General features: G+C 40.1%; 4 protein-coding genes and 1 pseudogene. 1 reads left to right on the top strand and 4 read right to left on the bottom strand.

Annotated features, from left to right (window positions below; all coding sequences use genetic code 11):
* Nucleotides 1-155 precede the first annotated feature (155 nt).
* Nucleotides 156-5,339 (bottom strand): hypothetical protein, encoded by a 5,184-nt coding sequence (locus tag ACEW80_RS08295; RefSeq protein ID WP_373526133.1) that lies wholly within the window; start codon nucleotides 5,337-5,339, stop codon nucleotides 156-158.
* Nucleotides 5,340-5,386: 47 nt separating this feature from the next.
* Between ACEW80_RS08295 and ACEW80_RS08290 the strand changes: the two genes are divergently transcribed.
* Nucleotides 5,387-5,917: a hypothetical protein gene (locus ACEW80_RS08290; protein ID WP_373526132.1), complete on the top strand. Its 531-nt coding sequence runs from the start codon at nucleotides 5,387-5,389 to the stop codon at nucleotides 5,915-5,917.
* Nucleotides 5,918-6,138: 221 nt separating this feature from the next.
* On the opposite strand, the gene ACEW80_RS08285 is transcribed toward ACEW80_RS08290, so the two are convergent.
* The 3 genes and pseudogenes from ACEW80_RS08285 to ACEW80_RS08275 form a co-directional block, all read right to left on the bottom strand.
* Nucleotides 6,139-6,543 (bottom strand): hypothetical protein, encoded by a 405-nt coding sequence (locus ACEW80_RS08285; RefSeq protein WP_196519422.1) that lies wholly within the window; start codon nucleotides 6,541-6,543, stop codon nucleotides 6,139-6,141.
* 252 nt (nucleotides 6,544-6,795) lie between these two features.
* Nucleotides 6,796-7,314, bottom strand: coding sequence for a hypothetical protein (locus ACEW80_RS08280; RefSeq protein WP_373526131.1), 519 nt, complete (start codon nucleotides 7,312-7,314; stop codon nucleotides 6,796-6,798).
* Nucleotides 7,230-7,757 (bottom strand): annotated as a pseudogene (locus tag ACEW80_RS08275) (hypothetical protein); the annotation flags it as partial. The gene ACEW80_RS08280 and the pseudogene ACEW80_RS08275, both read right to left, overlap by 85 nt.

Here is a 7,757-nt window from a genome sequence, read left to right as displayed (position 1 = left end):
TATTCCAAGCTCCTGAATTTATTCATGGGGTTATTAATTACGGATTACGTAAAGCCTGCGGCATAGCTTTGCTTAGAGCGTAGCGGGGCGCAGCCCATTAGTAATTACGAATTGGAGCAAAGCGACTTGGCTCCTGGCTGCCGAATTCTTCAAATCTATCTTTGTAAGTCTATTTGTTGCGCTTGAGATTTAGCTAATATTTGATCAATTTGAGTATTAGCATCCTCAAAAGTTTGCAATATCTGTGGAGTTAGTTTATTAGTCTGTACCTGACCAGATTGCAAGTTTAAAATTACCTCTCCATTTTTCTGCGAAATAGTTAAACTTCTCTGCTGGGTATTGAAAGCCAAGTCATAAATTTTTCCAAGAAATTGAGTACCATTTTCATCAGACTTACCCCAGACCATGCCAATCCTTTGAGCAATTTGACTTAGCCGACTGATGGCTTCAAGCTCAAATGTATCTTTCTTCATTACTGTCAACGCTTGGGCTGATAATTGCTCACCAGCTTTAAACTGATTGGCCACCTCTATAATGCGTTTTTTGTAATTTTCCGACTTCCCTAACTTATCTGCGGCATTGTACCAATTTCTTAAGTCATCAATAGTAACTGATTGAGTTTGGACTTCTTGGTTGGGTGCGGCTCTGTTTTGTGGTTCAGGAAACGGGACTATAAAACCCTCCACATAATCCCCCAAGGGTTCAAGATGTAGTCCCCACACCTGCTGTTTTTCGGTAAACAGTTCTGGTAATGCCTTGGGTGAGTGCTTTTCCATATCAGCCCAATGCTGTTGATAAACAGGGTCAGCAATCATATCAGGTGTAATTTGATACTGTTTCCCGACTCGAAAGGCGACTTGTTTATCAATGCCTGTAGCTAGAGCTATATCACCCTGTTTAAATCCATACTGTTTGTAAGGCTGATAAGCTCTAGTGGTATGAGTCCGACCATATCCTCTCATCGCATCAATGCAAGTATCCACGGGTAAAAGATTGGTGTCACCATGCATCATTAATGGGTAATTCATGGGAATCGGCTTGCCTTTGATGCCTGAAGGGGCGACTTTTTGAATATCTTGGGGTGGAGTGGAATGTCGGCTTTGCAAAGGCTGGGATTGTGCTGCTTGTTCTGGTGGTTTCAAAAACTGCGGTCGTGTGGCAAGGGAATTGACTTTTTGCTGATACTCTTGTGTTGATTCAATCACAGCCCCGAATTTCTTGGTCATGCTCTCTAAAGTTTTGGCAGGTATGGAGCTATCAACCAAGTTAAATACCGCTAGACCTTTTTTAGTTTCCTTCATCACATCTTCTGTTGGTACTTGCTTCAATTCAACTTTTTGAGCAGTTAACCATTTAGTCACAGTATCAGCTTTCTGGTTATCAACAGCCAAGCCCATAACTCCAAGTTTTTTGTTTGATTCTGTAGAAAATAAGAAAGTAGGACGCTCTTTAATATGATGTAGAATTTTCGCACTACTATCAATCATCTCCTGTTGTTGAGGGTTTACTGATTGAGTCCCAAAAATCTGAAATTCCTTCGTCCACTTTTGGGGATATTCAACGGTATTAGGGTCAATTTGAGCGCAAATAACAGAAAAATTACTTTCAATAATAGCGGGTGCAGGTGTAAGTTGTCCGGTTTTGAGTAGTCCAAGCTGTCTGAGCGCGTCTTTGTCTTTTTTAAAGTGCAACACTCCCAAGGGTTCACCATTTAAAAACACGGCATCTCTGGTTTTTAAGGGTGGCATTTCGATACTCAGTTTTCGGTAATCAAAATCATCGAATGTCTGACCAGAAAAATCATAAAAGTTAATTTTATTAATTTTGAGGAGATTCCCATTGGGAGACTCACCTAGCACAAAAGCTTGATCTCCAGTTTCGGAGATTGACATGAGCTTTAACTTTAGAGGATTACCATTTTTCAGGTAATCAATTTCTTTTAACTGTTGGGCAGAATCACTGTCTAACTCACCCAAAGTTTTGCCATCAAGTTTGATTTTTACTGTTTTGTCAGTCACCGGCACAGTGCCAAATTCTAAGTTGATCGGTTCGGCATTAAAAACAAGTCCTGCATAAGAGAAGTTCTTGAGTTCACGGATAGTAATTTCAAACGGCTCAAATCCTGGCAGTCCAATAGTTGCTTTGGCAGTAGCAGGTTCTACCCCAACCATACAAGAGAGCGCTTTTGTACCAATGGGAAGCTGTGCGGTTCTGGTTTCGAGCATGGCGAATTCTTTATATTCGCCGTCAGTATCCTGTACAAATAACAATCTGGAAACGTGGCGTTCATGCCCCGGTGGGTGGTGACTAGCTCTGATTTCTATCGGGTGTTTTTCGGTGGGATTCCAGTCTCGACCCAAAAATTGATTTGCTTCATTATTTAATGTGACTAACTTCGGTTCAGTAAATTGCAACTTATCTAAGCGGGATATAATCTCACTTGGGAAAGCAGCGAAGGCGAAATTGGAAACTTTTTTGGCGCGAGCCTGGGGGTTTGCGTTTTCTTTTCTTGCAACTTCGAGTTCATCCTGGCGGGATGCACAGATGTTCCAAGCGGCTGCTGCTCCTGCAAGTTTTTCTGACTCTGGTATTGAAGCGTAAAATGCTTCTGCCGATTCATTTGCCTTGGCAAAAAGTAGTTTAGTTTGGCTTCTAGTAAGTTCTGGTTTTAGTTCTAGGAGTTTAGCTCCCTGCATGGTCATCCCCGCCTTGAGGTTGTGGTCAGTCACAGATTGTTGGCTAACTGTTCCCAGTTTATGGTATGCGGGTTTCCTATCCTCCCCAATCTCACCATCTATCTGTGTAACTACTAATAATCGGTGAGGGCGTTCTTTACTTCTGAATTTTTCTGGAATTTCATCTAGGCGAATGTTCAACATCTGGGCTTTCCAGATTAAGGGGTGTCCGTAACGGGTGAGATTGGTAATTTCCAGTTTCGCCCCTTGTGGAGTTTGCACTATTGCGGACGGCCCTTTCTCAGTTTCACGCCGTTGGGACATCCGAACCGCAGCGTTGAATTTCCGATCAAACTCGTACTTGGCGGCGATCGCTGCCAATTTTTGCTGTGGTGTAAATTCTACTCCTTGGAACAAGTCTTTAAACTGGACGATGGGACGCGATTCTAACTGTGATTCTTGGAAATATTTATTGGTTTGGCTAATTAATAATTCTACTGGCGAGTAGCCCTTTGGTGTTATCCCCGTGTTTAAATAAACTGACGAAGATTTCTTATCTTTAATATAATTAACATCACGATACAAGTAGCGGCTGTTTTCCCGGATTTTATCCATTTCAGGTTTTTTTGCACTTTTGAATAAATCAACCGCTATTTGGTTTTGATAACACCCCTCACCAATCATTTCTCGGTACATCAGGCGGTTAACATCCATCGCCTGTTGAATAATCTCTGGCGTTCTTTGACCCAAAGCAAGTTTAACAAACCCTTGCATATAAGGTTTGTATTCTTCTCGAATTAACTTTGGCTCTTTCTGGTGTTCTTGCTCAAACAGGGTTTCGTAATGACTAGAAACTTGGTCTAAATAAGTTGACTGTTGTTCGACAGTCCCGTAAGTTTTAAGGACTTCAATTTCCGATTCTAATGCCTCCAGTGCTGTCACTTGATTGTTGATGATGCCCACGCTGATGCTATCGCTCATGTGGATAGCGATTTTTTCAAAAGGGGGCTGGCTTCCATCGGTGGGATCATAAAATGATTGTTTTTTGAGCTTAACCGTGGGCGAATAGGCGTTTTGGGGAAGATTTCTCCGCTCTGCCTCTGCTGTTAAATTGGGATATAAGCTAGCTCTTGCTACACCAATGCAGTCACCATCGTAGTCTCGTGCTTGGCGTTCTGATTCGGTTTCTGCTGGGTCGATAAAATCAACATCGATTCCTTGTGCTTCTAACTCTGTAATTCTGGCTTGTATGCGCTTGTGGTCTTCGTCATTAACTACAATTATGCCTTGCAAAGATTTACCATCTGGAGCAACACGGTCTTCAACGTGTTTGTTAGTAGAGACACACAAACCATTAGAGTTGAGGAAAGGAGAGCGAAAGTTAAGAACTTTTTCTCCAAGCTTCAGCCAAGGGGCACAGATTTCACCATTTTTGAGTTCCTTGGAGGGAATAATCATTCCTCGGTCAAAAGTAAGTGTTTTCCCAATAGCAATATCTCGCCACTCACTTTGTACAAACCGACTTAATTCCTGTTTGACCTTCTCAGTTTCTAATAACTGCTGATGCCCAACTAAATCGGCTTTAATGAGTTTGTACATGAACAAATCATCTTTAGTACTCTCGTCATCCAAGTCCTGATCTGCATCTAAGTCGTCATTTGTCCCTAAGTTTTTAACATCTATTTCTTGATTGATAATGTCTGATATTTTTAATTTATTTTGGCTCAATGACTCTTTACGTTTTTCGTATCTTTCACAATAGTAAGCAGCAACAATTCTTGGGTCATCTTGAATAGAGACTAATCTTTGAGCTTGTACCTCTAGTTCCTCGGCAAAATCTTTAATTCCTTGGGGGAAAGATGCCAGCAGTTGGGAAATAGACATCTGACCTTGTTGAGATTGTCCTTTTTCAGCTAACCAAATATTTTGCTGATATAATCCTGGTTGAATTTGAGGTTTAGTAGGGCCTTTGGGTCTATCCTTGTCTGTTCCCTTGAAACTGCTTACGGGGAGAATTATGTCTATTTTTGGTTCATTTTTAGGATCTGCATATTCTATTCTATCTAGTCTGTATGGTCGGAGTGTTCCTTTGCCAAAACGGTATTTAGTAGTATCTTCTCCAACTCCATCCACCCAACCAAATCGATGCTGAATTACACGATAGCTTTTATCTGCTTGGGAATCTCTTAAGGTTAGCAAGTCATAAAGTTGTGTTGAAATCTGCCCATAACAATCGCCAACTAATTTATATGCTAAATCGTTCGATAATATCCCTCCATTTTCACCCCTGTTATCAGTAGAATCATCTACTACCAGAATGTTTAGCTTTTCGTGAATCGCATTTTTACAAGCCCCAAGGAAGATGGAACCATAAGCCCCACGGTCTTTACTATCTGGACAAATTTTTTGAATCGTTTCTAAACATTCCTTTTCTCCATAAAGTAAACGAGTTTTTGAAGATAATAGTAAGATGTGTCCATCTAGATGATTTTTTAAGTCTTCGTCTGTGCTGTATTCATCGGAATGTCCAAATGAGAATTTTTTATCAGGAAAGTAAAATTCCAGTAAAGTATTACTGAGCTTTTCAGTTAAAATAGTTTTACGCTCATCTGTATAAATCCATTGATTGAGCCTGGGATCAAAATGTTTAATTTCCAGAGTCATGGTTTTAAGAAGTTAATGAAACTTGGTTAATATCTTCAGAGGTTTGTATGTTGAGAATTAAGCGTTGGATAAATATGCATAAGGAAGAATTCAATGCAGATGGAACTTTAAAAGATGAAGTAAGACAACAAAAGTTATCTAAAGGCGCACATCCAGGAGCAATTGATAGTTATGCTCGTAGAGTAAAAGAAGAGTATGACGAGTGGAAGCACCTGGATGAGACTGATCCAGAGCCGTGGCCAATCTACACAGCCTACGATTTCTTTAGCGAACAAGAAAAAAAGGAATTTAACCCAGATGGTTCTCTCAGACCTGAATATGTAGAATATGCTCAGAAAATTGGCATCAGTGAAAGTGCGCTGGAACAGCAAGAGTGGCGTAAGAAAATGGAGGTTGATGATTATAATGAAATGTCTGCCGATCACGTAGAACAAGGCATCAACTTTGGTGCATGGTTGATGGAAGGGAGGATTGGAAACAGCAAAACATACGTCCAACGTCGTCAGCAGATGGAGCAAGACCTGCGTAACTTTGAGGATGTTGACAGTTTGCCTTTCGACAAAGACACCTCTTATTAAAGTAGGTGAGGTTACGCTGTAAAGAAAGTTTTTATCCATCAAATACAGTGATTTTACTTGAATATGTGAAAGAAAGCGATCGCCTCACCTTGGGCATGAAAGTAAATATTCATAAACTGCCTTTTTACTCCGTTGACTTGAAAGATTTTAGAAATTACTGATGGAGTATCATAGTCAGTAATCGCAGTGCAGTAAATAAATATACTGCACTGTCACTGTGTTTATCTATGATGTTTTTTACTGTGTGGTGGGGTGCTTTTTGATAATTGTTTGCTAAGAGATAATTCCGACGAAGAATTGCTAGATATTAATGATGAAGTAGCTATTTTATACGTTGCAAAACAGCAAGGAATAGCGACTAAAAAGATTAATGTAGCCTGACCAATTATTTGCCACGAGTTGAAAGTCAGTTGAGACTGAACTCGCCTAAAGAAAACAGACTCTAACTTTTGCTGAGTCGTGCGATTTTTCAAGTACTCTAAAACTTGCAGACATTCAGATATGTCCTCGCCTTTGTGGACTTTTTGGCACAGCAGAATTTCTAAACGTTCAATGCGACGTTCTGGAGTAGATAAATTAATATCGTCCCAATCATCCCAAAGTTTAATTTCCTTTAGTTCGTTCATAACTTCATCCCATTATCATTTAGTTGCGTTTTTATCAAAAGCTAGGGGAGAACTTAAGAGGTTGTTTAAAAAGTGTTTCGCTGTGAATTTAGGCACTTTTAGATCCCCCCTATTCCCCCTAAAAAATGGGAAAACGGAATCAAAGTCCCCCTTTATTAGGGAAATATAGGGGAATCTAAAACTATATTTGATACCGACAAGAGGAATTTTCAAACATCCTCTAAAGACAGTTTATTTTTCGCCAAAACTTTATTACTTGCGCCGTTTAGGTTTATTCTTATTGCGCTCATACTCGGCAATAATATCCTTGGTATGCTGTGGAAGAATCACACTTTTATTGTTGAATCGCATTTTGTACACCCGATAACAGAGACTTTTGGCATCAGGGCAGGAAAGATTTGTTGGTAGATTAATAATTTTCACGGCTGTAACAGTTACAGAAATCAAAATGGCAGAGATAAAAAAGAAAATCCCAGAGCGACCAGAACCGACCCAAGCACCAAACCAGAAAAGAAGTCCTTTGCATTGTTCAAAGCGTTTTTGACGAAGTTTTTGACGTTCTAGTTGTGCTTCGTTCCATGCCTGTATTTTTTCCAGCTTGTGGGCAGCTAATTTATTGGCTTTAGCATCGGAGGCTTTTTCGACTTGAATATCAATAGTGCGTTCTTTGGCTGCAATTTCTTGTTTTAATCGGTATTCATTCCATTCTTGGATACGTTGGGCGACAGCATCGGCATTGGCGAAGAAGGCAATGAGGGTGTCGTCTCCCAATTCATTCCAGATAACTGTGCCCTCTGTTGCTTTTTTTGGGCGATTCGAGCCATGATTCTTTCTTCTAATTGAGCAAACAGATTATTTCCCGAATCGCTCTGTTGCAATTTCAATGCGACATTTTTCAGGTAAAGTGATTGAACTAAGCTAGTTATTTCTTCAGCTTCGGCAGCAGTAATCCTATCAATAAGATTAGATAAATCCTCTCTGGCAACTACAGCTTTTTCACTAACATTCTCAATCACTGCATCTAATTTTAGTTGCTGAGAAATCCCAGACTCATTTAGAGCAGCTAACTCAGATGCAACTTCTTCAAAGGATTTGTTTTGCTCTTTTATTGATTTGTAGGTTTCAAGAAAGCGTTCGCACTCATCTGGGCTATACTCATCTTGCTCAGATAGTCCGCAGACTTGGAGAATTATTAAAGCCTGAGAAAGTGCGAT

The organism is Nostoc sp., assembly GCF_041747015.1.
Taxonomy (GTDB): domain Bacteria; phylum Cyanobacteriota; class Cyanobacteriia; order Cyanobacteriales; family Nostocaceae; genus Nostoc.
This window is presented reverse-complemented; position numbering and strand designations above follow the sequence as displayed.